At 41.7% G+C, this 24728-nt stretch carries 23 protein-coding genes; 13 read left to right on the forward strand and 10 right to left on the reverse strand.

Annotation, left to right across the window (positions count from 1 at the left end):
• The first annotated feature begins 54 nt into the window (after nucleotides 1-54).
• The 3 genes from yejK (at nucleotide 55) to ACMCM8_RS07440 (ending at nucleotide 3013) form a co-directional block, all read left to right on the forward strand.
• A complete protein-coding gene (gene yejK, locus ACMCM8_RS07430) occupies nucleotides 55-1161 on the forward strand; it encodes a nucleoid-associated protein YejK (RefSeq protein WP_412726976.1) in 1107 nt (368 codons plus the stop codon).
• A gap of 65 nt (nucleotides 1162-1226) precedes the next feature.
• Nucleotides 1227-2102 (forward strand): 6-pyruvoyl trahydropterin synthase family protein, encoded by an 876-nt coding sequence (locus ACMCM8_RS07435; RefSeq protein WP_412726978.1) that lies wholly within the window; start codon nucleotides 1227-1229, stop codon nucleotides 2100-2102.
• Between the two features lie 137 nt (nucleotides 2103-2239).
• A complete protein-coding gene (locus ACMCM8_RS07440; protein ID WP_412727650.1) occupies nucleotides 2240-3013 on the forward strand; it encodes a M23 family metallopeptidase in 774 nt (257 codons plus the stop codon).
• A 79-nt stretch (nucleotides 3014-3092) separates the two neighbouring features.
• On the opposite strand, the gene ACMCM8_RS07445 is transcribed toward ACMCM8_RS07440, so the two are convergent.
• Nucleotides 3093-4898 carry a M61 family metallopeptidase gene (locus ACMCM8_RS07445; RefSeq protein WP_412726980.1) on the reverse strand — a complete coding sequence of 602 codons (1806 nt, stop codon included), beginning with the start codon at nucleotides 4896-4898 and terminating at the stop codon, nucleotides 3093-3095.
• Nucleotides 4899-5145: 247 nt separating this feature from the next.
• Between ACMCM8_RS07445 and ACMCM8_RS07450 the strand changes: the two genes are divergently transcribed.
• The 4 genes from ACMCM8_RS07450 to ACMCM8_RS07465 all read left to right on the forward strand — a co-directional run bounded on the left by ACMCM8_RS07450 (nucleotide 5146) and on the right by ACMCM8_RS07465 (nucleotide 8393).
• Entirely contained in the window at nucleotides 5146-5829 is a 684-nt protein-coding gene (locus tag ACMCM8_RS07450; RefSeq protein ID WP_412726982.1) for a flagellar brake domain-containing protein, read from the forward strand.
• A 79-nt stretch (nucleotides 5830-5908) separates the two neighbouring features.
• Nucleotides 5909-6370, forward strand: coding sequence for a DUF962 domain-containing protein (locus ACMCM8_RS07455; RefSeq protein WP_412726984.1), 462 nt, complete (start codon nucleotides 5909-5911; stop codon nucleotides 6368-6370).
• A 120-nt stretch (nucleotides 6371-6490) separates the two neighbouring features.
• Complete coding sequence (locus ACMCM8_RS07460) at nucleotides 6491-7564, forward strand: sensor histidine kinase (RefSeq protein WP_412726986.1); 1074 nt, start codon at nucleotides 6491-6493, stop codon at nucleotides 7562-7564.
• A gap of 1 nt (nucleotide 7565) precedes the next feature.
• Complete coding sequence (locus tag ACMCM8_RS07465; RefSeq protein ID WP_412726988.1) at nucleotides 7566-8393, forward strand: LytR/AlgR family response regulator transcription factor; 828 nt, start codon at nucleotides 7566-7568, stop codon at nucleotides 8391-8393.
• A gap of 60 nt (nucleotides 8394-8453) precedes the next feature.
• On the opposite strand, the gene ACMCM8_RS07470 is transcribed toward ACMCM8_RS07465, so the two are convergent.
• Complete coding sequence (locus tag ACMCM8_RS07470; RefSeq protein WP_412726990.1) at nucleotides 8454-9452, reverse strand: 6-phosphofructokinase; 999 nt, start codon at nucleotides 9450-9452, stop codon at nucleotides 8454-8456.
• 289 nt (nucleotides 9453-9741) lie between these two features.
• Between ACMCM8_RS07470 and ACMCM8_RS07475 the strand changes: the two genes are divergently transcribed.
• Nucleotides 9742-10587 carry a DUF6279 family lipoprotein gene (locus ACMCM8_RS07475; protein ID WP_412726992.1) on the forward strand — a complete coding sequence of 282 codons (846 nt, stop codon included), beginning with the start codon at nucleotides 9742-9744 and terminating at the stop codon, nucleotides 10585-10587.
• Between the two features lie 262 nt (nucleotides 10588-10849).
• On the opposite strand, the gene ACMCM8_RS07480 is transcribed toward ACMCM8_RS07475, so the two are convergent.
• Both ACMCM8_RS07480 and ACMCM8_RS07485 read right to left on the reverse strand, forming a co-directional pair.
• Complete coding sequence (locus ACMCM8_RS07480; protein ID WP_412726994.1) at nucleotides 10850-12658, reverse strand: vanadium-dependent haloperoxidase; 1809 nt, start codon at nucleotides 12656-12658, stop codon at nucleotides 10850-10852.
• 360 nt (nucleotides 12659-13018) lie between these two features.
• The gene (locus ACMCM8_RS07485; RefSeq protein WP_412726996.1) at nucleotides 13019-14659 is read right to left on the reverse strand and encodes a response regulator; all 1641 of its coding nucleotides are present in this window, start codon (nucleotides 14657-14659) and stop codon (nucleotides 13019-13021) included.
• A gap of 136 nt (nucleotides 14660-14795) precedes the next feature.
• Between ACMCM8_RS07485 and ACMCM8_RS07490 the strand changes: the two genes are divergently transcribed.
• The 3 genes from ACMCM8_RS07490 to ACMCM8_RS07500 all read left to right on the forward strand — a co-directional run bounded on the left by ACMCM8_RS07490 (nucleotide 14796) and on the right by ACMCM8_RS07500 (nucleotide 16865).
• Nucleotides 14796-15356, forward strand: a complete 561-nt coding sequence (locus tag ACMCM8_RS07490; protein WP_412726998.1) for a hypothetical protein — start codon at nucleotides 14796-14798, stop codon at nucleotides 15354-15356.
• A 212-nt stretch (nucleotides 15357-15568) separates the two neighbouring features.
• Nucleotides 15569-16564, forward strand: a complete 996-nt coding sequence (locus tag ACMCM8_RS07495) for a rhodanese-related sulfurtransferase (RefSeq protein ID WP_412727000.1) — start codon at nucleotides 15569-15571, stop codon at nucleotides 16562-16564.
• Between the two features lie 52 nt (nucleotides 16565-16616).
• Nucleotides 16617-16865 (forward strand): EF-hand domain-containing protein, encoded by a 249-nt coding sequence (locus ACMCM8_RS07500; protein ID WP_412727002.1) that lies wholly within the window; start codon nucleotides 16617-16619, stop codon nucleotides 16863-16865.
• A gap of 229 nt (nucleotides 16866-17094) precedes the next feature.
• Here ACMCM8_RS07500 and ACMCM8_RS07505 read toward each other — a convergent pair whose 3' ends face one another.
• From ACMCM8_RS07505 to ACMCM8_RS07515, 3 genes are all read right to left on the reverse strand, one after another.
• Nucleotides 17095-18438, reverse strand: coding sequence for a DEAD/DEAH box helicase (locus ACMCM8_RS07505; RefSeq protein WP_412727004.1), 1344 nt, complete (start codon nucleotides 18436-18438; stop codon nucleotides 17095-17097).
• Nucleotides 18439-18703: 265 nt separating this feature from the next.
• Nucleotides 18704-19357, reverse strand: a complete 654-nt coding sequence (locus tag ACMCM8_RS07510) for a CoA transferase subunit B (RefSeq protein ID WP_412727006.1) — start codon at nucleotides 19355-19357, stop codon at nucleotides 18704-18706.
• Complete coding sequence (locus ACMCM8_RS07515) at nucleotides 19357-20064, reverse strand: CoA transferase subunit A (protein WP_412727008.1); 708 nt, start codon at nucleotides 20062-20064, stop codon at nucleotides 19357-19359. The genes ACMCM8_RS07510 and ACMCM8_RS07515 overlap by 1 nt, the downstream gene beginning before the upstream one ends.
• A gap of 119 nt (nucleotides 20065-20183) precedes the next feature.
• Between ACMCM8_RS07515 and ACMCM8_RS07520 the strand changes: the two genes are divergently transcribed.
• Nucleotides 20184-21068, forward strand: a complete 885-nt coding sequence (locus tag ACMCM8_RS07520; RefSeq protein WP_412727010.1) for a LysR family transcriptional regulator — start codon at nucleotides 20184-20186, stop codon at nucleotides 21066-21068.
• 17 nt (nucleotides 21069-21085) lie between these two features.
• Here the strand turns inward: ACMCM8_RS07520 and ACMCM8_RS07525 are convergent, their stop codons facing one another.
• The 3 genes from ACMCM8_RS07525 to ACMCM8_RS07535 all read right to left on the reverse strand — a co-directional run bounded on the left by ACMCM8_RS07525 (nucleotide 21086) and on the right by ACMCM8_RS07535 (nucleotide 23480).
• Nucleotides 21086-21895, reverse strand: coding sequence for a substrate-binding periplasmic protein (locus ACMCM8_RS07525; RefSeq protein ID WP_412727012.1), 810 nt, complete (start codon nucleotides 21893-21895; stop codon nucleotides 21086-21088).
• Between the two features lie 41 nt (nucleotides 21896-21936).
• Nucleotides 21937-22695 carry a hypothetical protein gene (locus ACMCM8_RS07530; RefSeq protein ID WP_412727014.1) on the reverse strand — a complete coding sequence of 253 codons (759 nt, stop codon included), beginning with the start codon at nucleotides 22693-22695 and terminating at the stop codon, nucleotides 21937-21939.
• A gap of 83 nt (nucleotides 22696-22778) precedes the next feature.
• Nucleotides 22779-23480 carry a sensor histidine kinase gene (locus ACMCM8_RS07535; RefSeq protein ID WP_412727016.1) on the reverse strand — a complete coding sequence of 234 codons (702 nt, stop codon included), beginning with the start codon at nucleotides 23478-23480 and terminating at the stop codon, nucleotides 22779-22781.
• A 205-nt stretch (nucleotides 23481-23685) separates the two neighbouring features.
• Between ACMCM8_RS07535 and cysB the strand changes: the two genes are divergently transcribed.
• A complete protein-coding gene (gene cysB, locus ACMCM8_RS07540; protein WP_412727018.1) occupies nucleotides 23686-24660 on the forward strand; it encodes an HTH-type transcriptional regulator CysB in 975 nt (324 codons plus the stop codon).
• Nucleotides 24661-24728 lie beyond the last annotated feature (68 nt).

Genomic DNA, 24728 nt, shown 5'->3' on the forward strand with positions numbered 1-24728 from the left:
GCAATTCTTTGGATATTTCAGACATTTTTTAAGCAACAGGACACCCGATCATCTATGAGTGCACTGATCCATCACTTCGTTGTACACCGTTTAATCGTAAACAAGGAAGAGAAAATAGAAGCCATTCCGCGCGACAAATGCCTAGCAGTGACGCCTGAAATTGAGCTTCTGGCGCATCAAATCAATCACAGTTTTAATACAAAGCCAGGAAAAGGAGTGGGCCACTTTGTAAGTGAAGTTACACGTTCTGAAACCGTAGAGAACGATGAAGGCGAGCATATAAAGCAAAACCATACACAAGATGTATCAGAGTTTGCCATGGGCTTGAAACAGTACATGGACATCCAGAAAGCTGCCGGGGATAATGTAGAAGAAGCCTTTCACGACTTCTCTGTACAAGCGACTAAACGTTTGGTTAAAACCTTGGCCGATACCGGAACGGTAGAAACAGGTTTTCTGATATTTTGCCAATATGAGTACCTGGCAACACAGTATTTGATGATTACGCTTCTCAACACGCGTTCACATGTAGAAGTAACAAACTCTTTAGATTTATCGGCACGCGAGCATCTCGATCTTGCTCGTATGCAATTAGCAGTAAGGTTTGACTTAACCCAATGGGCAATTCAGCCCGAACAACAGCGTTACGTTAGTTTTATCAAGGGTAGAATGGGACGTAAGGTGTCTGACTTCTTTATGCAATTTGTGGGTTGTGAAGAGTTGGTCGATGTGAAACAGCAAAATAAACAACTCATTTCAACGGTAGATGCGTACTTAGCCAGTGAGACGCTCGATCCACAAGAACAACATCAACATAGAGAAGAAGTTAAGTCTTATTTTAAAGAAAAGATTGATGCGGGTGAGAGCTTGTCAGTGGATGAACTAGCGCATCGATTACCCAGTAACGAAGACACCAATGCTAACTTTTCTTCGTTTACACAGTCTTTAGAAGTGCCGTTAGAGAAAGAAATTCAACCTGATCCTGCGGCGTTAAAACAACTCGCAAAATTCACCGGGCAAGGTGGTGGCGTGTCGATTAGTTTTGAACGCAAGCTAATGGGTGATAGGGTGTTCTACGACCCTGCCACGGATACGTTAACTATTCGGGGGATCCCACCTAATTTGAAGGATCAATTAAATCGCCAGTCTTCTATGGACTAAAACCTGCGCGCAGGTAATAAAAAACGTATACTAGCTACAGAAAATAAACACGATTCAAGGGTGTTATGCAATTATTTGTTAATGATTTGACAGTGATGGATTTCTCTTACCTTTGCCCCAAACGTGGCATGGTAGGTGAAAGCTGGATTGTCGACGTGGTTTTGGACGGGGAACTCAATGAAGAGAGTATGGTCCAGGACTTTGGTCACGTGAAAAAAAATTTAAAACGACTGATTGATGAATATGTCGATCACAAATTATTAGTACCTGCTGATTATAAAGGTGCAGAGGTCATTCACGATGAAGTGAGCGACCAAGTCGAAGTGCGATTTACCTGTGAAGATAACCGTAGCATCATGCTGCATTGTCCAGCTGAAGCTTATGCATTTGTCTACGCTGACGTTATCGACATGGAATCGGTGGGTGTTTACTTAAAAGAAGTACTCGCGACACATTTACCAGAGAATGTCGATAATCTCACACTTAATCTTCGCGCTGAAATTATAAATAGCCCTTATTATCATTATACTCACGGCCTTAAAAAACACGACGGTAACTGCCAACGGATTGCCCACGGACATCGATCGCGAATTGATATTTTATTAGACGGTGTGCCCTGTGAACAAAGTCAACAATACTGGGCGACCCGTTGGGAAGATATTTACATTGCGACCCGTGAAGATGAAATAGCTTATGATCAACGCTGCCTTCAAGGAGAGGTGACGAATCCTTCAGATTATTATTGTTTCGCCTATGAATCGTCACAGGGCTATTTTGAACTTTTAATTCCTAAATGTGATTGTGAAGTCATCGAGACAGATTCGACGGTAGAATGTTTAGCACAATATTTACTTGTTGAGCAGAAGAAACGTACTCCACAAGGCCGCTGTCAAGTGATTGCTTATGAAGGCGTAGGCAAAGGGGCTACTGTAATTGGCTAATCCAAAAACGCAAAACGCAGTTTACGCTCCACACTAAGGATTCAGACATGGAATTACGCAATTTTCTTTTGCTCGGCTTGTTTGTTACTGCTTTATGGACATTGTCAGTCAAAGCAGAGACTGCTCAACCTGGTTCAATGGCATCACAGGCAAGCCCGGTAGTTCTGAATGGCGTCTTTACACAAGGCGCACTTGTCAGAGGTCAGGTAGCTAAAGACGCTGTTGTTTTCTTAAACGATGAAAGAATACAAACCAATCGCGAAGGCAAATTTGTAATAGGTTTTGAGCGTGAAGCACCACTTACGCACAAACTAGTGATTCATCAGGCTAACGGGGAAGAAACGAGTAAGTTAATCACGCTAACTGAGCGCGAATACGATATTCAGCGTATCGATGGCCTTGAACCGAAAATGGTTACGCCGCCAGCTGAAGTGACAAAAAGAATAAAGCAAGACAATATAAACGTTGCCAATGCGCGCAGCCACAATAGTGACATTGATGCGTTATTTACTCGCTTTGAATGGCCAGCTAAAGGTCCGATTACTGGTGTTTACGGTAGTCAGAGGGTACTTAATGGCGTACCTAAATGGCCCCATTATGGTGTTGATGTAGGCGCACCGACAGGTACTCCTGTTTATGCACCTGTTGATGGCGTGGTAACACTGGCAGACGATTTATATTATTCGGGTAATACCCTAATTCTTGATCATGGTATGCGCGTGTTTTCGACTTTTCTTCACTTAGACTCAATGCTGGTTGAGGTGGGAGACATTGTGAAAAAAGGCCAACAGATTGGAACGATTGGTGCGAGCGGTAGAGCGACAGGCCCTCATTTAGATTGGCGTATAAATTTAGGTAAAATGCGTCTAGATCCTCAAACTGTGGTAACAGGTACGCCAGATACTAATTAAGACTTTGGAGCGTAGTGAAGTTGACAAGAACAGCGAGGTTAAGTACCTCGCTGTTTGCGTTTAAAAACAGGAGCTATTGCTATCTTTTTGTGTCAAGCCATTGCGTGAACACAGCACTATCTTTAATTTCAAAAAATGCCATGTCTTTTCTCGCTGCTATCACAGGGAGATCAAGGCTAAGTAAACGTCCATCTCGTATTACGGTCAGGGTAACGCTATCTGTCTGTGCATTATCTAACATGCGTTGTAGTTTAGCTGGATTTACCACATGGCCATCTACGGCAATGATAATATCGTTTAATTGAACGCCTGCTTTCATCGCCGCTAGCCCGGCGTATACTTGCGTTACGCTCAAACCCAACGGTGCGGGCTTTAAGATAGCGCCAAACTGATGCTTAATGGTAGGAGCTGTACTAAGGCCACCTTTGTCTTCGCTTGATGTGCGCGCTCTTGTGCCATATGCAAGACCAATGGTTGCTATTAACTCTGCAACGTTAACGTCTTCTTTGCCGTAAACTACTGCATCAAGGTACGGCTTAACATCAATTTTGAAATGAGTTAAACAGAGCGTCTCTATAACGTTATCTGGGGTGCCTGATTCATCCTTTCCATACTTGTCCCACAACAGTTTCATTAACGTATCAAGTGTGATGTTTCCGTCACTTTTATTGCGTAGCAGCAAATCTAGCCCCAATGCAATTATGCCGCCTTTGTTGTAATAACTGACAATGTTATTTGTCGCACTGGCATCTTGTTTGTAGAACTTAGTCCAGGCATCGAAGCTACTCTCCGCTGCACTTTGTTTAAAACGCCCGGCGTTTTGCAATAATCGACTGATATTTTGCCCTACAATATCCAAATATTTCTGGGGTTCAATGACGCCGGTTCGCGCGAGGGCTACATCGTCGTAATAACTGGTAAAGCCTTCGTAAATCCAGAGTTGGTTAGTGTAGTTTTCTTTACTAAGGTCCGGATTAACCATTACGTCTGGCTTTATTCGCTTAACATGCCACGTATGAAAAAATTCGTGACTGCACAAGCTCAAAAAAGTGATGTAGCTATCGCTTTTCTTCTCGCTATCGCCCACCATTGGAAGGTCAAATCTGGGATAAAGCAATGCAGTCGAATATTTATGTTCTAAGCCACCAAAACCGGTATCTGCTAACAGGGTCATAAACAAATAGGATTGAATTGGCTGAGGATCACCAAACAGGGCAAGGTGGTGACGGCATATGGGCGTGAGATCTCGCGCAATTCGGGCATAGTCGATTTTATTATTACCGGAAAACAACAAGGTAAAAGTGACACCATCTACTGTAAATTCATGGGTATCAGCCACACCGATGTATATTGGGTGGTCAATAAATTCTTCGTAGCTTTCTACTTCAAAACCCCATGTATTGCCCTGAGACAACGCTTTGGCCTTAGGCATCGATGTATGCACGTCCCAGTTTGTGAGGTGTTGATCATGCTCTGGTAGCGAAATAGTTAACTGACATATGGCATCTGCAAAGCCAGACACAGTTAGAAAAGCACTGGTGCCATTAATAAACGCATATTGGTCATTGATATATGCTGAACGGATTGATAAGTCGTTAGCATAAACCACATACTTAACTTCACACGCTTCACCTTGGGTGTCGATTAACCAAGTTTGCTTGTCGTGTTTTGAAACGGATAGGAGCGTGCCACTTAACGTACTTTCAGCGGTAAGGGTCACTATGTTCCTAGCAAAATCTCGCACCATATAACTACCCGGAATCCAACTAGGCAGTGTTAGGGTTAGTGTTTTTTCTTTGTGTGCAGGAACACTGAGTACAACAGTAAATTCGTGAGCGCGCCAATTAGAAACTGAGAGAGAATAATGCAATACATCTTGAGCCATAAACAACCTGAGAAAAGTAATTCTGTATGAGCCACACTATAGCAATCTATTGGTCACACCCCAATAATTTATGCCCGTTTCGTACGCTGTTTAATGATTGAAAAATGAAGATTTTGTCTGAATAACAAAAACACGTTACATTGTTAGCGCGTAAAACAGGTTTCGCTATACTTTCTGTTAATGGCAGGCAAGATATGAAGTGATACTACGTACGTAGCAAATTGAGTTTTAAGGTTAGTAAACAGACATGTCGGAACACATTCAAAGTAAACAGATTAGTGCCGAAGGGCTGGCTTCGTTGCGCACCCTTGATCCCGGCGACACTGTAGATTTACAAATTTCAATGCCTGCAGCGCCAAAACGTGTAAAAACTGACTATGTAGGCATGTTAATCGATGAGTGCTTATTGTTTCATATACCCACATCCGCAAAATGGATTACGGTACGCGATGCACTTACCGTAGGAAATGAGGTAGTGGTGCGCTCTGTATTGGAAGGTGACGCAGGGCAGGTTATTGCTTTTAGAGTAAAGGTACTAAAGCTTTTATCTAAACCTGTAGGTCTTTTGGTAACGAGTTTTCCCAAACGCGTTGAAAGTATTGGACTGCGTTCTACCAAGCGCGCTCAACTGGGTATATCTATATCGTTAGAATCAGATGTCTATCCAACAGATGAAACTGTTTCGGGGATCATTGTGGATATTTCACCGAAAGGATGTAAGGTGGCGCTGCAAGTTAAACCCAATTGGGGTGTAATGTTAGATGAATCACCGGTTTCCATAATATATTCGCTAGATGGAAAAGAGGTGACTTTAAAAGCTAAAGTAAAGAATCATAAATTAGAGCGCGATATTATATACTACGGTCTCGCTTTTGATTGCAGTGAAAAGCTCATTAATACCTTGCTTTCCAGACACACACTACTAACTTAATTACAAATCAAAAAAAGTCCGTAGTTTGGTACTTGATCCAATAAACCCTATAAAAACAGACAGAAAAAGGGGATTGTCCATGAGAAGTATTGAAAGGCTATTGTTGCAATACGGTGAGAGTCATCGAAACCGCACTAATATACTTATTCACGTTATCGCTGTACCGAGTATTTATTTTGTTTCACTCGGTTTATTGTGGAGTATTCCCGTTCCAGAGTTCGTCGCACAGTTTTCTGTTACATGGGCGCATATCTGTGCAATTCCCATTTTATATTACTATTTTTTACTCTCAGGCCCGATTGGCGCAGCTATGACGTTATTAACTATTGCCTGTTTTGGGGCGGTCAATTTACTTGTATTGCTTGGGCTTTCAGTGTGGAAAGTGTGTCTGAGCCTTTTTATTGCCATGTGGATTTTACAATTTATAGGGCACAAAATTGAAGGTAAAAAACCTTCCTTTTTCGAAGACTTGCGTTTTTTACTTATTGGACCTGCCTGGTGGTGGGTACATTGGTTGAAACGCCTAAACATCAATTATTAGGGCGTATTGTCGCTTCACAAAAATGGTGCGACCAGACGCATAGGTTACACGACCAAGTTTCTTGGGTCGCCTCCATGCTTGCGTATAATCTGTAACATAAGTTTTTAAGTTGGTATTAATGTGAGTCGCTTTCAGCGTGTAATCGAAAGTAATGAGCGTTTATTCTGGACCCTGCACAGTGCGGGGTGGGCAGGATTTGCAATCATCTACTACATAGGATCTTTTTTACATGATGTAAGACCTATATGGGTTTTCATCATTCTTCTGAATGCCTACGCAGGTTGGTTATTGACCATTCCGCTTCGTTATATCTATCGTTGGGCAAGAAAGCAAACCCCGCTGAATATGCTCATTATCGTTATCGTGTCCTGCTATCTAATTGCATTGTTGTGGGCCGTAGTGAAAAACATTAATTACTGGGAAATTTATAAACACGGCTACCGACCTGATGAATGGTATATGTATTTCACCAACACGATTAATTCATTAATTATGGTGGGCTGTTGGAGTGGGGTATATTTTGGTATTAAAAACTTTCAAATGCTTCAAAAAGAAAAGCAAAATGCTCTGAAGGCTAGCACCATGGCGCATCAGGCCCATATAAAAATGTTGCGCTATCAATTAAACCCTCATTTTTTGTTTAATACCCTTAATGCCATTTCCACACTAATCTTATTAAAAGAAAATGATACTGCTGAAGCCATGGTGTCTAGGCTAAGTGATTTCTTGCGCTATTCTTTAGACAATGATCCTATAAAACGAGTGCCATTAGGCCAGGAAATAAAAGCACTCAGACTCTATTTAGAAATAGAAAAGGTACGCTTTGACGACCGTCTAGAAGTGGTTTGGGATATTGACGAACACTGTAATTGTGCTTTAGTGCCGAGTATGATCCTTCAACCCATTATTGAAAACGCAATTAAACACGCTATTTCAAAAATGGAAAACGGTGGTCGCATATCCATTACTGCGCGAACCTTTGGTAACGATTTACTGTTAGATGTCGCAGACAATGGGCCTGGTGCAGATATTAAAGATGGCCAGTTAAGTCGTGAAAATGGGGTTGGCTTGGCTAATATAAAAGAAAGATTGCAGTCGTTATATCAACGTAATTTTGCATTTTCGATAGAACATAATCAGCCTTCTGGTGTACGAGTAAGAATTCGTATTCCTTATGAAGTTAAGGATCTATAGCATGACAAAGCAAGTTATAAAAACCATTGTAGTGGATGATGAACCCCTAGCGCGCAGAGGGCTCCGCGCCAGATTAGAACGTCATGACGATGTACAGGTACTTGCTGAATGTCAAAATGGCCTTGAAGCTGTAAGCAGTATCTCGCAGCACAGACCAGATTTAGTATTTCTCGACATTCAAATGCCAGGTTTAAATGGCTTTCAGGTTATTCATAAACTTCGCGAGTTAAAACAGCCGATCCCTATGATCGTTTTTGTTACCGCTTACGACAGTTACGCAATCAAAGCGTTTGATATACATGCGCTCGATTACCTATTGAAACCTGCTGACGATGAGCGGCTTGGCGCAGCATTGAATAAGGTCAGAGAGTACTTCACTACACAACACCAAGATGAACAGTCCAAAAAGCTGGTTAGCTTAGTGGCAGAACTAACCGGTGATGATTGTGAGGAAATTTTGCGCAAATTGGCCAATGGTGAGCCTGTTGAGACAAACCCATACCCGGAAGTACTTGCAATAAAAGATGGTTCAGAGGTAACGCGAGTTAATGTACAGGACATACAATGGATTGATGCCGCAGGCGATTATATGTGTGTACATGCGTTAGACGGAATGCATATTATGCGTAAAACGATGAAAGAACTGGAGCAGGAGCTTAATCCGCAGTTTTTTGTGCGAGTACATCGTTCAGCCATCGCGAATATACGCTTTGTGAAAAAATTGGTCAGTCACATTAGTGGTGAATACCACTTAATCTTGCAAAATGACACTGAGCTTAAAGTTAGCCGCAGTCATAGAGATAAAGTGAAAGCGGCCATGAAGATGTGATGCAAAAATACAAATTTGGCCAAATGAAAAGCGCTTGTATCAGCGCTTTTTTCGTCTAAATTAGCTGTAGCGTTTGTTCATCAGTGTTTCCATGGTTTCAACCCTTGCATCAGTTAAGGGCTTAGCGCCTTGCCACGTTTGTTCTAGCGGGACTATGACGGGACGCTGATTGACTTCACCGACCATAATATTCGTATGCTTTGTACCCACTAAGCTAATAGCAAAACCACCCAGAGTAGTCGCAAGAAGTCTGTCTTGACTAACCGGCGAACCGCCACGTTGTACATGCCCCAATGTTACAGGCCGGACATCGTCAATCCCATGCTTTTTGAGCGCTTCAGTTAAGCCTGGCAACCCATTGGGCCACACGTTTTCAGCCACAACAATGATAAAACTTACCGTGCCCTTAAGGGCACGTTGCCCATTTATTTGTTTGATGATCAGCGCTATATCATGTTCCTCTGATTTAAAAAATTCAGGGACGATGACATAATTTGCAGCAGAAGTTAGCGCAGCATTGAGCGCGAGAAAACCAGCATGCCGTCCCATCACTTCAACTAAAAATATACGTTCAAAAGCGTCTGCAGTATCTCTTACTTTATCTATAGAGCTCATCGCTGTATCGATGGCGGTGTAATAACCTATGGTTGCGTCTGTGCCTGATACATCATTATCGATAGTGCCGGGTATACCGATAATTTGACCATCCCAATAACGGCTTAAATGGCACGCGCCTTTAAACGAACCATCTCCACCGATAACCACAAGGGTATCAATGTCAGCATCGCGTAAATTATCAGCTGCGCGTTGAGAGCCTTCAACGGTTTTAAATTCTTCGCAACGCGCGCTGCGAAGTACAGTGCCACCTTGTTGGATCAAGTTGTGAGTTGAATCAGGAGAGAGCGTAATAAACTCCTGATTAATCAAACCATGATAACCGTGACGATAACCAATCAAGGTATGTTTAGCACGTTGACAAGCTATGATTGCTGCTCGAATACACGCGTTCATACCAGGGGCATCACCACCCGACGTAAGTATTGCGACACGTTTTGACACAATAAAATCCTTCTAAATTTGCAACTATCGCTCTTAATGTAGTCAAACAATGAAAGCGCGCTATACATTTAAGTTAAATGAGAGTGTTCCTTACGTAAAGTATTATTCAGTAAACTTTTTTTGGGTGAACTAGTAATAAGATAAGTGTAGGCGAGGTCGGGTAATTTCAGGTCTGGCAACTCGCTTTAGTGATTGTCAAATTAGTTAAATAAACTAGGTCATTTTCCTGCTAGTCAAAAGGACATAGTGGGTACGAGCGAATAGCTCATTTATTAATATAGGGAAAGTTATGCGTTGGTTAATAGGCTTTTTATTGGCGTTTGTTCTGTCGGGCTGTAGTTCAAAATTCGCTTACAATAATCTAGATTGGTGGGTGTATTGGTACTTAGATGACTATATTGAACTGAACAATAAGCAAGAGGAACAGTTTGATAGCTATTTACAAAATTGGCTTCGCTGGCATAAAACTTCAGAATTAGCAAAATACCAGAATCATTTGGAAGCCCTGAAGTCTCAAGTCATAAATAACGAATTAGATTATGACGTTATATATGCAAATTTAAATAAAGGTAAAGCCCACTGGGAACGCGTAAGAGACGAAATTAGCCCTGAACTCGCTGTGCTTGCTAACGAACTTAGCGATGATCAGGTTATAGCGCTGTTTGCTGCATTAGAAAAGGATAACAAAGAGGAAGAAGAGGAACGCTTAGCAGTTCTAGCTAAGCCTGAAGCGAAAAGACTTGCTGATAGAAAGGAGAGAATAGAAGAAAGTATTGCTGAACGTATAGGTAAACTGAGCAACACTCAAAAGCAAATTATTGCTACCTATGCTGAACAATTTGTTTCAACTTCTGAGGATTGGTTAACCTACAGACGAGAGATTCAAAATGCTGCTAGGCGTTTGTTTGTAACCCGTACCACCAATATCAATTTTGCTAACGAACTTACACAACTTATGCAAAATCAAGATCGCTTTAAAAGTGAATCGTATATACAGGCAAGTGGCCATAACACAAAGGTAACGGCAACGATGCTTGCAGAGATATTCACAACGATGAGTGAAAAACAAAAAGCGACACTGGTCGAAAATATTGAAGAACTGATCGAAATGGTAGCGAACTTTAAAGGTAACTAGGGGCAGTTAATCATTAGTGTTCGATTCTCGACCTAAATGGAAGCTTTTTAACCGAAGAACAGTCGTGCAGTCCCAGGCTCAAATAGTTAGACCGAGTTAGAGGATTCGTATATGAGCCACGAAAAAGAGTAAAAGGCTGCACAGATTCTGCGGTTCGCAGCCTTTTGTCTACGTCGAGATTAACACACTTCAACATTATAACAGCCTTTCGATTTTGAAAGGCTGAACTAGTAACTAGATGTACTTATATTCACCACGCCCGTTAAGGATTTAATATCACTTGACCGTCTTTAATTACGACATGATTCCCCTCAAAACTAGTGAACTTGTATGACAGGTTTTCCAATGAATTATGCGTAATGGTCTGTTCTTGCAAAATACCTACGGCTATTTCTTCGCCCATTAGCATAGATTCGTAGTAGTCACTGTAGTAATGAACGCCTGCCCAATCACGACCAATTGAAATGTTTGCTGCTAACTTATTTAACTCGCCCTCTAAGGTCAGTGATTGACTGACTTCGACAACGCGAAGTCGACGGCCATCAAGTGAGGGAACAAACGCATAATCGCCTTGATGGCAGTGCTCGTCTACAGTTATTGCTTCACCATTTTTAGAAACGTGAATAAAATTATCTCCCTTAAAAAAGGCTTTTAACATGGTAACGCAAGCGCCTGCGACTGTTGCATGACCCGCGCCATAAGAAGGGTGCATGGGGGAACCTTCAGCAAATGCCATTGGTAATAATAGATTGCCCGATTTATCTAACAACCGGTTCATTAGCCCTGAGTCAGCTATTTGCTGGCGCATAGTTACAATTTTGTTTTTAATCTCATCAGGCATGTGTGTGGCTTTCTCAAGACGTGCCGCTAATGCCTCGGGGCGTAGTCGACGATGCACATTAAATTTCTGATAACGCACAGCTTTTAGTGCGCGAGTAGCGACTTCAGTGACCAAGGTTAAAATATGTGGGCCACCATAAAGGGCAAAGCCTTGCTGTTTGTCATTAAGATCGTTACCGTCACTAAACGGTATACCATCACCGAATGGTGCTTCAATATTTAGCAGCAAAATACACGCATTAAGATAGGCTTGATAAAGGGCATCATAATGTACAAAGGTGGCCAAATCTCGTGGTGTAGTGATAAAGCGGCGATTATTTCCTTTGTATTGCTCTAATCCTCTGGCATCACCACCATTTTGAATAAGTAACCATTCGTTCCAACTGGTAAGGTAATCTTTTTTACTGGCTTGTCTAACCCGTTGATCGATGACCTGTGCACCATAGCGTATAAATCCGTCACAGGCATCGTGTTCTGGAGAGTCATCGTTTTTCGTATTTAGACCATTATCACCACTTAGTAGAAATTGAGAGAGATACGGTCCGTCTATGTCGCCTTGAGTAAACCCGCGAAAGGCGGTGAGCAAATTAAAGGGAGCTGGTGACTTACGATGGTCAAATGAAAAGCTTGCCAGGCTGTCGACGACATCTTCTGCTTTGTTCCATTCTTTTTTATACCAGTGATAGTTGTTAGTGTATTGGCCTACAAAATCTAAATAGATGTTCTTGTTCATTGAAAACACACCAAAGTGAACATCACGCAGTAACGCCTGAGCATATAGCTCTGCTATTTCGCCGGTTAATATATCGAATTGGTGGTTTAGTCCAGGAGAAGGTGGCATGGTAACGGCGTGGCTATCAGGGCCTTGCAGATCATAGGTTAATCCAGCAGAACCGCTTTCCCACGCTCGCCAACTGTAGTTTCCAGAATCCCCAGTATTAATTACTTTATAGTCAGCGGGATCCCCGCTATCTATTGCCTTTACTAGTGCATCGAAGTCAGCGGAACTATTAACCAATCCGGTATGAGGGTCGTGAGTAAGTCCTTTGGTAAAACTCATTGCTTTACTTGCTAAAGCCTCATCGCCATTGGTCATATGCGGTGATATAGCTGTCGCTGGATCCAGTATTGCATCGGTACGGGCTTTTGCAATATCAGCAGCTTGTAGTCTTTTTGCTTTACTTTCCTCAGCACGGCTCACTTGTTCAGCGAAGTTATTTGGTTTAGCCATTTGTGTCTCCTTATACATAGATCTGATAGGCATTAATTGCGGGCCGCGGCTTAAGCACAACCACACTCGACAACAAAGTAGTGGGCTTTAACTGAACTATCTCTCACTTAGTTGATAAATAAATTATTGAGATGTGTATGAGAGGTTGGCGCTGTTACAAACACCAACATAAAGAGTGAGTATGAGAATAAACAGTGTGAACGTACTCATTTGTAAAAAAAGGTTTAGGTGAAAAAACGTAAGAGAGGGAGCGTTATGGAATATATTTATATTTTGCTGCGACGTATTTTTATAAGACGTAAAAAAACAGCAATTGGTAGAGTAGGGAAGCAATAGATATAATCACTCATCTAAAGCCCGTTAGAAACCTAAATAACGGGTTAGCTCTTCCCTTAAGTTGCTGTATTTTTCTTTATAAGGGTCACGCAATTCCATATCGTCAATAAGTTTAAATAAACGCTTGCACTCATTGGCTAACTGCAAATCTGCTTTGTTATTGGCTTTAATTATCTGTAAAAAGCATTGCAGAAGGTTTAGCGATACCCCAGTATTAACTGGTGCAAACCCTTGTGCAAGCGCAAACGAGGCCTTTGCTTTTTCGTATTCTTGTTGTTGATAATATTGGATGCCTTCCCGATTATATTTTTGATAACTTGCCACGTGTTGTTGGGTGTGCTTTTGCTGAGATGCAAGCATTGATGAAGTATTACCATCTAATTCAACGTCACGCGCTTTTAAAATTTCCGATAATTCTAAGGCGTCATCATATTCGCCTAATTTGTACATCATATTGATGCTATCTGGGATATACGCAGTAGGAAGTTCGGGGTATTTTTGTTCAAGTGCCGATTGCGAGTCGAATAGGTGTCGTTTGGCATCAATAAGCTTACCGTCTATCGCACTTACTCTGGCGTTGACAATTTTACCAAATATATCAATGTCAAATTCTCTATCAATACGCTGCAAATGCTCGTCGAACTTGCCGCGTTGCAGGGTCAAAAGCGCTTCCTGTTGGTACTTATTTCGCTGTTTTCTATCATCAGAAAATTCAGCCACATCCAGCATGGCTCTAATGATGCCACACCAGTGTAAACTACTTTGGTTCACTGTGCGTTTCGACAAATTCCATATTGCCTGACTTGATGATGCTACTAGTTCTAGGTCTTGATTAGCGCGTGCTATTTTACAGGCCTTAACGTGGCGCTGTAATGAAAACGGAGAAAGCTTTAAGGCTTCTTTTATGGCATCGAGTGCCTGCTCTCCTTGCGCTAAAGCCTGATTGGCATCGGCAATAATGTCAAAGGCATCCGCGTTGAAGCGGTTCTTTTGCAATATTTTACGGGCAGTTGATATGGCTTTTTCATTTTCACCTAAATGCAGATAGGTTTTCGCTATAGCGATTTGCGCCCACAGCACAGGCTTGCCATTTATGTACTCTTGTAAAACATCCAAGGCTTTTTGAGGTTCGTTAATTTGCCAATATAGCTCTACTAATAGTTGCTCACAATGCCCCTTATAGAGAGACGGACTGGCAAGGAGTTCTTCGACGTGATCAACTGCAGTATTAAACTTTCCCTGTTCCATTAACAAATAGGCTTGCTGAAGAAACTGGCGCTTGTTCCAAGCCCTAACAATGCGTGATTTTAACTGAACCTGCGAAAACGGCTTAATTAAATAATCATCAGGACGTCGATCAATTGAGCCTAATACCATAGGACGCGCGCTGTCAGCACTTATGAGTATAAAAACAGAGGTGGGTTTGATTAAACGCCTGGTTCTAAGTTCTTCAACTAACTCATAGCCATTTTTATTATCTGCGCCTAGGTGTAAATCGCAAACAACAATATCAAATTTGTGTTTTTTACAGAGAGAAACCGCTTGTTCGGCAGAGGATTTTGATACTACATCATTCGCCCCCATGGAATGCATTAGTCCTTTTAACAGTAAAAGGAAGGGGCGCTGATCTTCCACGATTAATACTTGTTTATTACTAAATTGCATTTCACATCCGAAAAGCGAGCAAAGATTACCTTAACATGATTAACGATTATGTAGTGAAGGACAATAATAAGCTCATGAAAAACATTATGTTGCCGACAACTACAGTATAAGAATTAATTTACCGTGATGATAAAGCGTGCACAGCGAATTTGACACTAAGACAACCACTCCAATAGACCCCAGTATGGCATGGGAGTCAAGTGGTATTCTTGCTAAAGCCACTGCTAAAGGTGCACTGTTCTCACTCTATCTCGCCATGCATCAGCATAGCCTTGCACAGCCCATCAGTATTCAAGGCAATGACAATGAAGTAGCTGGCGATGATAACTTGCAGGTACTCAATCACTATCGCAGACCAGCTTTACAAATGGCGGATAGCGATTGGCGTGCCATACACACCTTAACGAAATTAGCTTCGACAGACTTTAGTGGGGCGCGACTCTTTCAGTCGTTAAATCCTACGCCCTTGGCACAAACCGATGACAAGTTAAGGTTGTCTGATGAAATTATCAATAATTGTAGTCTCGGTGCACAAAAACGGTTTTTCCAGCAATACAGCAGTCGCTTAAATGAAGACAATACTTTGTTGTATGACGTGTTAAAGGCTCAGCAAGCGGCACAAAATAGTGCGGAAAAATCAGGTCTAGACGCAGACGACAACCAATATGATTTTCAAGAAGAACTAGGTTTTGCGTAACTAGGTGGAGCATAAATATTGGGTTACATGGCAATCACACTGATACCCGCAAACTCAATGTCCATTTTTCATTTAAAGCCGTTAAAACGCCACCGCGTGCTTACTTCGCCCACTTGAAGGTATTTGAAATGGATTTTTGTGCATCTATTTGATATATTGCGCGCCGCATTTTTGCACTGGTCTTACGCTCCAATCAGCAAAGGTTTAAATTTATGTCTAAATATATTGTTTGCGCAATGTACAAATTTGTTGCGCTTGAAAATTTCAAAGAAATGCGCCATCCCCTACTTAATGCAATGGAAGAAAATGGTATTAAGGGCACATTACTATTAGCACACGAAGGCATTAACGGCACCGTGTCAGGTACTCGTGAAGGGATTGACGCGCTGCTTTCCTATCTAAATAGCGACTCGCGAATCAACCCCATTTCATACAAAGAATCGCTTCACGACGAACAGCCATTTTACCGTACCAAGGTGAAGCTTAAGAAAGAAATCGTAACCATGGGTGTCGAAGGTATAGATCCACGTAAAACGGTGGGGACCTATGTTAAGCCAAAAGACTGGAATGCACTTATTAGCGACCCTGACGTAACGGTAATTGATACTCGTAATGGGTATGAAATTGAAATTGGTACGTTCAAACACGCTATTGATCCAAAAACCGAAACATTCAGAGAGTTTCCTGAATATGTAGCCAAAGAGCTCGATCCTTCAAAAAACAAGAAAGTAGCAATGTTTTGTACCGGCGGTATTCGCTGTGAAAAGTCAACGGCGTATTTGAAAGAGCAGGGCTTTGAAGAGGTGTATCACTTAGAAGGTGGTATTCTGCAGTACTTAGAAGAGGTTCCTAAAGAAGAATCGTTGTGGGAAGGCGACTGTTTTGTATTTGATAATCGCGTAGCGGTAAACCATGACCTTGAAAAAAGTCATTATGAACAATGCTACGCCTGTCGTTTGCCCATTACCGAAGAGGACAAACGCAGCAAACAATACGAACCAGGGGTAAGCTGTCCTCATTGTTTTGGTAAACACACCGAAGACCAAATTGCTCGCTTCAGAGAGCGCGAAAAGCAGGTGCAGTTAGCTAAAGAGCGCCAACAAGAGCACGTTGGAACTGAAGCGCGTTTAACCATGGAGCAAAAGCGCCAGGAAAAGGCTCAAGCGCAAAGGTTAAGAGCGTTGAAAGCAAAAGAAAATCAGGCGTAGACACTCAGAAAGAAGGACGTTACACTCATATGCATTGCAGTTCAAAAAAGGAATGCGAGTGACTACTCAACTTTCAGAATCAAAAATTGAAGAAATTAGGAACGATTTCAGCTTCTTTGACCGCGATGGAAATGGTCAGATTGATTTGCCTGAATTTATCGAGCTTTTAACGGTTATCTCGCCTAAAACCAAGGCGAGTCACGTTCAAGAAGGCTTTAAACTTATCGATAGTAATGACGATGGTTACATCGATTTTGAAGAGTTTCTAGAGTGGTGGCAAGAGTGTTGGTGGGAATACTAGTCAGCAAATATTGCGCTATCACCAAAAAGTAAACGTAATAGTTAATTCAAAAAAGCGAGCAACAATGCTCGCTTTTTTATGTCTAAATAGTAGTGTTTTATATTTTTTCATAGCCAAAATACAGAACATCAAGCCGCAAATAGACAGGCATTGTTTCAAAACGAAGCGCCACAACTATATAGTGATGGCGAAATCCTACCCATTTCTATAGGCTATAACAAACGATGGCTTAACTCTCGTCGTCATCCACTAGATTGTTATCGTCTGACGCCTTACGCGGTTTGCGTTTAACCGGCACCATACCAATATCTTCACCAGTCATGGTGTCTACCCGTTTTTTAGCTGGGCCTTTGCCTGCTTTTGTTTTTGCCTTGCTACTAGTGGTTTGTGGTTTGTTACGTGACACCTTTTTCTTCGGTGCAAAGCCTTTGAATTCAGCTTCAAATTCGGTGTGGGCTGAACACTCAAGAGCGTATTGAAGGTGGTTCTTTAATGCTTCAAAGCTTTTCCAATCACGAGGTCCAATAAGCGAGAAGGCGTTTCCTTTTTGACCCGCACGACCTGTTCTACCAATGCGGTGTATGTATTCATCGGCGTTTTTAGGTAGGTCAAAATTCACCACCAATCCCACTTTTGACAAGTCCAGGCCGCGTGAGGCAAGGTCTGTTGTCACCAAAATACTGTGCTGTCCACGTGCAAAGCTACTCATTATGGCTGCCCGTTGATTTTGCGGTAGGTCACCGCGCAACGCTATAGCTTCTAAATTAGCTTCATTTAGCCATTCTGCAATACGATTGGTGTCTTCACGGGTCGCAGTAAATACAATGGCTTGATTGTAAGCTCTGTTTTCTAGTTCACTGCGTAAAATTGCATCTTTTTGAGCCACGTTATCAGCGAAAAAACATTGCTGTTCAATATCGCCGTGTTGAGCTGTTGCATCACCGACTGCCACCCTTACCGCACTTTTGGTCAACTGACCCGTCATATGCTTTAATTCTATATTGTCGAGTGTTGCTGAGAACAACATGGTTTGACGCTTTCTGTGATCGGCGTAGTCGTTAATCATCTTGAGTTGGGCCGCAAAACCCAAGTCCAACATGCGATCCGCTTCGTCGAAAATAAGTAGCTCTAATCCGTTCAAATACATACTCTTGTCAAGTAAGTGGTCAGCTACACGTCCAGCAGTCCCTACAATGATATGGGGGTTTCTTCGCAATGCCTTTACCTGATCGTTATAGTTTTCACCGCCAACAATTAACGCACTAGTCAGATTAAGACCGGTACACAGTGATTTAGTTTCTATGAATACTTGTTTAGCTAATTCACGGGTAGGAGCGAGAATAAGCGCACGGGGATCTTGCCTGCTTAGGGCTTTCTGCGAAAGCAATCGATTGATAGCGGGCACCAGAAAAGCAAAGGTTTTACCAGACCCAGTTTTGGAAGACGCAATGATGTCTTTGCCTTGTATGGCTGGCAACATGGTGCGTTCTTGAATTTCAGTCAGTGTCGAAATGTTCTTCGTTTCTAGCTTAGAAATTATTTTGTGGTGTACTGGTAGATCGGTAACTAGCAAAGGGATGCCTCTTTATAAAATAATTAAGCGTATTATCCCTTAATGGTTAGCATAAAGAAAGAAAAGGGCATAACAATGCCCTTAAAACACTAGACCCTTTACTCTTTGTTACAGCTATTTAACTTAGCCCTTTAATTTAAGCCCATTAATTTATCGCACTAAGCCTACAGGTCTGTTTCGCGATTAAAAGGCTCAAAATTAGTTTACCAAAGAACTACAAGCTTTAAAGAAGGCCTCTCGAAGTTAAATTGGCTTTCGCCGATATTTATAACTTCATCTCAATAACGTTCTCAGGTACAACGAGTTTACCTGCAGTTTTGGCTTTTATTTCGTCCACTGTGACACCGGGTGCTCGCTCTTGTAAAACAAAAGCGCCGTTTTCAACACTCAGAACCGCCAAATCGGTAATTATTCGCGTTATACAGTTCACCCCTGTAAGAGGAAGCGTACACGCTGGAAGCAACTTAGAATTTCCGTGTTTATCGGTATGGGTCATAGTAACAATAATATTTTTAGCACCTGCTACCAGATCCATTGCACCGCCCATGCCTTTAATTAATTTGCCTGGGATCATCCATGACGCAATATTACCTGAAACATCAACTTCAAATGCCCCTAATACAGTGAAATCAACATGCCCGCCGCGTATCATGGCAAAGCTTTCAGCACTGCTGAAAATAGATGCCCCGGTAATAGCGGTTACCGTTTCTTTCCCTGCATTAATCATATCGGCATCGACTTCTGCTTCCGTCGGGTAACGACCCATACCAAGTAAGCCATTTTCTGACTGTAGCATTACACTAATATCGTCAGGCACATAGTTGGCTGCTAAGGTTGGAATTCCTATGCCTAGGTTTACATAGTCGCCATCTTTAAATTCCTGCGCCACGCGCATAGCTATCTGATCTCTTGATAACATTACTGTGCCTCCTTACTGACGACTCGACGTTCAATACGTTTTTCAAAGGAACCTTTTATCACGCGATTTACATAAATACCCGGTGTGTGAATTTCACTCGGCGCTAGGGTGCCTGGAGGGACAATTTCTTCTGCTTCAACAACCGTGATTTTGCCGGCCGTAGCAGCCATAGGGTTAAAGTTTTGCGCAGTATGGCGATAAACACAATTTCCATATTCATCGGCTTTCCAAGCTTTAACAATAGCAAAGTCACCTTGAATGGCGTGTTCTAAAATAAAGGGGCGGCCATTAAATTCTTTGACCTCTTTACCTTCACCTACGGGCGTACCATAGCCAGTCGCCGTGTAAAACGCTGGAATACCAGCACCGCCAGCTCGCATCTTTTCAGCTAGCGTTCCTTGTGGTGTGAGTTCCACTTCAAGTTCACCATTGAGAAGCTGCTTTTCAAATAACGCATTTTCTCCCACATACGAAGACACCATTTTACGAATTTGCTTGTCTTCTAGTAGTAATCCAAGACCAAAACCGTCTACACCACAGTTGTTCGATACCACGGTCAGGTCTTTCACACCCATTTTTTTTATCTGTGATATCAATCCTTCAGGTATGCCACACAGACCAAAGCCGCCTGCTATAACGGTCATACCGTTCTCTAAGCCAGTCATGGCTTCATCATAAGACGATACCACTTTGTTAAATCCAGCCATTTACTCTCTCCACGCTAGTTTGTTAACAAATAGTATTATCATTGTTGCTTGTTATGTAAAATCGAATTAATCTTGCTATTAATAAATATTATTTATTAATAGGCGTTTTGTTTACAACCATGGATATCTCTTATCGACAACTACGTGCCTTTATCGAAGTGGCGAGTAATGCAACCTTTGCCGATGCGGCTGTAAAACTGCATCTCACTCAACCCGCGCTTTCATCTGCTATTAAGAAGTTAGAACAACAATTGGGAGGGCGGCTATTTGAACGAAACACACGTAACGTCAATTTAACCCCTGAAGGAGAACAACTTTTACCGAACGCACTGCGCTTACTTCGGGATTGGGATAACACGTTTTCAGATATTCAAAACTTGTTTGCCATGGCAAAAGGGCAATTAACACTTTGTGCAATGCCATCTTTCGCTGAGTCTCATCTTCCTTTGTTGTTAAGTGAATTTCACCATGCTGCACCCAACGTGAATATACGGGTAGTGGATGTGGTTATGGAGCAAGTTATTCACGAAATTACTGCCGGTAGTTGTGAATTGGGATTTGTTTTTGAGCCTGAACGTAAAGACGGACTCATCTTTGAGAGTTTATTTGCCGATCATTTTGTAGTGGTTGCCAATCCAATACAGGCACAAAAACTTTCCAAGTTTCCACAATGGCAAGAATGCCTGAGTCAACCTATGGTAATGATGAATAGGGGGTCTGCAGTACGTCAATGGACGCAAACTAAACTGCAAAAATATGGCGAACCTAATATTGTTGCGGAAACAGGACAGTTGTCTACGTTAGGGAAGTTGATTAAACACGGCTTGGGTATTTCGATAATGCCGTCAATCTGTGAACAGCAAATGAAAGGGCTAGGCCTTGAAATAAGACAAATCAAAACGGAGCCATTAGTGAAAAATGTCGGGCTACTTTGCAACGCAAAAAAGGGGCTTTCCGTTTCTGCTCAAGCGCTGTGGGAACAAGCAGTTAGGCATTACAAGTGAGAGTTCAAATGTTGATGCTATTCGTTCCTAAGTTTACTATCTAGCCATTTTATTTTGTAACGTTCGATAGCGTTATTGACTTCACCGAGGTTAACTTTATCGCGAAGACGTTTATCAAATTCTTCAAGTAAAAATAGGCAATCAGAACGTTGACTAAAAGCATGATGAACCACGCTGTTAGTCACTTCAAATACGCTGACAAAATCGTTAACTTGACCACTGCGTTCTAAATAGCTCCTTGCTGTTTGTTTACCTATAACAAAGTAGTCTGTTCTTCCTAACGAAAGCATTTTAAAATTTTCAGCCAGTCCTTTCACTTGCACGATACTCTGCACCGATAAGAAAGCATCGATTTGCTCACCATGGCTATCTCCGGTATTGATTGAACCCACCAATCCGTCTAACGCACCTAACGAATTAATAGGTTGGCTGTGTTCATTGTTCTTTTTAAAAACGGCGACTGGATTACTATAAAACTCAGCTTGAGTGAAATGTAAAAATTGAGAGCGCTCCGTGGTTTTCTTCAACGCAGGAATTAGGTCGACGTTTCCCATATAAGCTTGTTGTAGTACGCGTTTCCATGGGCCGACATACACAGCGCGCCAGGGGACACCCATTTCATCCAAAATCTGTCCGCTTACTTCAATTGATGCACCTATTAAATTCCCATTCTCTACCCAGTGAAAAGGTGCATAGTTAGGGTGGGCCGATATGATAACTTCTTTGCAATTGTTTAGATCAGTGCCTTGTTTAGAATAATATGAAGGCGAAGTGTTCGTTGAGAATATTACAAAAAAAAGAAGGGAATATTTAATGCGTTTATACATATTCACCTCCTTCCATAGAAACCTACTAGGTTAAATAAATCTCACCACTTTTTCTTTGGTGCAAATAATTCGTCCAGTTCGTCCCGCTCTTCAGCTTGTCTCTTGGCGCGATCTTTTTCGTTAACGCTTTTGAGGTTATTTTGGATATCAGATAACCATTCAGTTAGGGTAGCCAGACGAGAAACGCAATATTCATCGGGCTGAGACTGATTTTCCAATGCCTTTTTGGCCTTTTCATAATATTGGCGTGCAGAACCTAGCATGTTCGTCTGCTGTGCACCGCGACCCCGTTTAATCAGCGTTTCAACATTTACTTTTAACTGTAAGCGCTCTAATTGACGGTCTTCCTCTAAAAAGACTTTAGAATCAATTTGGCCTTTACTGTGCTCAGCACGCAAAATAACTCTTAGCTTCTTAACGGCTTGAATATATTGAATTATGACCTTGTCATTATCAGGTAATGCAAAATCAGTAGGTGTACCGCTATTGTCAGAGAGTGCAGCTGCGGCAGCTTGCTCTGTACTAGAAATACGTTGCTTAAGTTCAGACGTACTTGCCAGTTCGTTCATCGTCTTCAATGAATTTAAAATACGATTGTGTAAAATGCCGATGATACGAGATGAAACAGGCATATTCATGCTGGCACCAATGACATTTTCTGTTTCGTCAACAATAGTACGCTGTTTAGCTAACTCGGCACGACGTTCAGCTTCCTGTTTCTGACGATGTTGTTGGACTGCGTTTATAAATATTGCTGCAATGAGCAAAACAACAATCAGGATTATAATTATCACGTACATGCGTGTTTCCGTCTTTTTTCTGTTTTTGTTGTAAAGTCAGCATTTTATGCTGGTTACATTATGGCTAGCATTATCAATCATTGCTAGGGTATTTTTACTTCAAATACACTTCCACCGTAATTTCCTCCATTACTAAGCTGGATTTGCCCAACTTTGTCTCCCTGAGAATGGGCATTGGCAATTAACTTGGCAAAGAATAGACCTAAACCCGTTCTACCCTGACTGAGTTCAAATTCAGTCAGCTGCTCATCACTTTTTGTAAGCATTGCGTCAGGATAACCCCGTCCATCATCTTCCACTTTTAAATGGAGATATTCATTATCAATTCTAGCACTTACTCGAATTTTTGACGTACCGTAACGCATTGCATTGATAATGACATCATTTAACAACAAGTAAATAAGTTCCTCATCTAAGTACCAATTTAATTCATCTTCAATATCCAACTCAATATCAATGTGTTTCCGGTCGATGTAAAGTGTATTAGAGCCAACTACATCTTCGACTAAGTCGCGAACAAAACATTCATCCACAGTTATAGGTAAACTTTCTAATTCCGCGCGATAGAGAGACAAAATTTGCACGAGGTTGGTGTTTAATCGAGATGCTTCGTAGTGAACATTGGCCACTTGAGTTTGGGCATCTGTATTATCTCTCGGAAGGGCATCACTTAATGCTTCAATTGATTGGATAAGGAGAAACAATGAGTTCTTCATGTCGTGGACGGCCGCTGCCAACACAGACGCAAAATCGATTGTTGATGAAACTTGTTTCCCGCTACTCATATTCTCACTTAATTCTTGTTGTAGACACACTCTCATAATGAAGAAGAATTGATGAAAAGGCGACAACAACAAAAATAAAAAGACTTAAAACTATCTAATTAGACTTTATAGCGTCATTTTAGTAATAGCAACTAGTAAAAAAGAGTAGTTTTGGTTATAACGGTGAGAGTATAGTGGAAGTTTGTCGCGTCTAACGGTGTATAAAATGAAATTACAGCAATTACGGTATATTGTAGAAGTCTTAAATAACAATTTAAATGTCTCTGCAACGGCAGAGAGTCTGTATACTTCTCAACCTGGTATTAGTAAGCAGGTAAGAATGCTGGAAGATGAGTTGGGCGTACAAATTTTCGGCCGTAGTGGTAAACACCTCACTCATGTAACCGACGCAGGCAATGACGTTATTAATATTGCCAGAGAGATTTTGGCGAAAGTAGAAAGTATTAAAGCGGTAGCCAGAGAGCATACACTCCCAGATCAGGGCAAATTAAATATTGCCACCACACATACGCAAGCGCGTTATGCGCTGCCTGATGTTATCCAAGGGTTTATGGGTAAATATCCCAAAGTTTCATTACACATGCACCAAGGTACACCTTCTCAAATCAGTGACTTAGCTGCAAAAGGAGAGGCAGATTTCGCTATCGCGACCGAGGCACTTCACTTGTATAACGATTTAGTCATGTTGCCGTGCTACCACTGGAACCGCAGTGTTATTGTGAACAAAGACCATCCGCTTTCTAAAAAAGGCACCATAGACATTAGTGATATTGCCAAATACCCCTTAGTAACCTATGTGTTCGGTTTTACTGGTCGCTCTGAACTTGACCAAGCATTTGAGCGGGCAGGGCTTACACCTAAAATTGTGTTCACAGCCACTGACGCTGATGTCATAAAAACTTACGTGCGCTTGGGGGTAGGTATTGGGGTTATTGCGTCTATGGCGGTGAGTGAAGAGCTCGATTCTGATTTGGTCAAAATTGATGCCAGTCATTTGTTTGATTACAGCACAACAAAGATTGGCTTTAGAAAAGGCTCATTTTTACGCAGTTATATGTATGACTTTATCGAGCGGTTCGCACCTCATCTAACTAAAGATAAAGTAGAAAAAGCGATGATGCTTAAAAACAATGATGAAGTAGAAAAGATGTTTAAAGGTGTAACTTTACCAGTAAAATAAAGGCGCACAGTACCTAAACGCCAACAAACTTCATGTTAAAAAGGGGCTTTCGCCCCTTTTTCTATTCA

Source organism: Alteromonas sp. D210916BOD_24, from assembly GCF_047159385.1.
GTDB lineage: Bacteria > Pseudomonadota > Gammaproteobacteria > Enterobacterales > Alteromonadaceae > Alteromonas.